General features: G+C 74.2%; 2 protein-coding genes. One reads left to right on the top strand and one right to left on the bottom strand.

Annotation, left to right across the window (positions count from 1 at the left end; translation table 11 throughout):
- A partial coding sequence (locus AC1DY2_RS19850; RefSeq protein WP_476763975.1) for a sensor histidine kinase occupies positions 1–519 on the top strand: 519 nt, incomplete at its 5' end.
- Here AC1DY2_RS19850 and AC1DY2_RS19845 read toward each other — a convergent pair.
- Positions 502–1050 (bottom strand): MarR family winged helix-turn-helix transcriptional regulator, encoded by a 549-nt coding sequence (locus AC1DY2_RS19845; RefSeq protein WP_476763974.1) that lies wholly within the window; start codon positions 1048–1050, stop codon positions 502–504. The genes AC1DY2_RS19850 and AC1DY2_RS19845 overlap by 18 nt on opposite strands.
- Between the last annotated feature and the right edge of the window lie 245 nt (positions 1051–1295).

The raw sequence follows: 1295 nt of genomic DNA, 5'->3' as shown, positions 1-1295 counted from the left end.
GTCGAGGCGGTCGGCGACGCGCAGGCCGCGGGGCCCGATCACGACTGGGAGGTGCGACTGCCGGATGCCGCGACCGTCGTCGTCGGCGACGAGCCGCGCCTGCGACAGGTCGTCACGAACCTGCTCGCCAACGCCCGGGTGCACACGCCCGACGGCACGAGCGTGGTCGCCTCGCTTGCCCGTGACGGTGGCGACGTGGTGCTCACCGTCGAGGACGACGGACCCGGCATCCCGCCCGAGCTCGTCGACTCGCTCTTCGAACGGTTCGTGAGGGGTGACTCGACGCGGTCCCGCCGAGCCGGCAGCACGGGGCTCGGGCTGGCGATCGTGCAGGCCGTGGTCGGCGCCCACCACGGTGACGTGTCGGTCTCGAGCGAGCCCGGCGCCACGCGGTTCACCGTGCGGTTGCCCGCCGCGTCAGCCGAGGAGCCGGCGTCGGCCGACGACGGGCGCGGCCGCGTGCCGGCGGACCAGGCCGACGGGGTGGACGCGGCGGAGCGGTCAGTCGCCGGTCGCTGAGCCCGAGCCCGCCTCGGGTTCACGGTCGGTCGCGTCGGACTCGGCGCCCTCCGGTTCCGCGCCGTCCTCCACYACTTCGCTGCCGAGCCGCCCGAGGAGGGTGGCGAGTGTCTCGACGTCGTCGCCCGACCACGTGCGCAGCCGCGCGTAGAGCCGCTGCTGCATCCGCGAGCCCTTCTGCTCGACGCTCGCGATCGCCTCGTCCGTCGCCTCGATGAAACGCGCTCGTCCGTCGTCGGGGTCGGCGACGACCCGGGCCAGCCCGAGCGACTCGAGGTGCTTCACCTGGCGGCTCACGACGCTCTTGTCGATCTCGAAGACCTCGGCGATCGCGCCGGCGTGCATGCGCCCGCGGCGCACGAGCGCCGACAGGATCTTGTAGCCGACGGGCTGGAGGTCGGGGTGCACCGCGGCGGCCGCCTCCTTCCAGACGAGCCGCACCCGGCCGAAGAGTCGGCGGAGCTGCTCCTCGACCGACGCGATCTCGTCGTCGGTGGCCGTGCGGGCGGCACTCGAGGCGGTGTCGGTCATGCGGGTGATCCTATTCGGGTCGAGGGCGCCTGTCGCGACGGGGCGGACATCCTCCGTGGACGAGCGAAGGCCCGCACTCCGGGAGGAGGGCGGGCCTTCGTCGCGTTCGAGGGGCGATCGGGCGAGGGATGTCAGGCGTCGCCGAGGCTCCGCAGCAGGCTCGCGAAGCTCCGCAGCTCCGCCTCGGGGTGGCCGGCGAGCACAGCGCGCAGCCGCTGCTGGTTGCGGTCGCGCACGCCCTGCAG

The organism is Agromyces sp. P1_H4 (assembly GCF_056405255.1).
The sequence above is the reverse complement of the archived record's forward strand: the minus strand, read 5'-3'. Positions and strand labels throughout refer to the sequence as shown.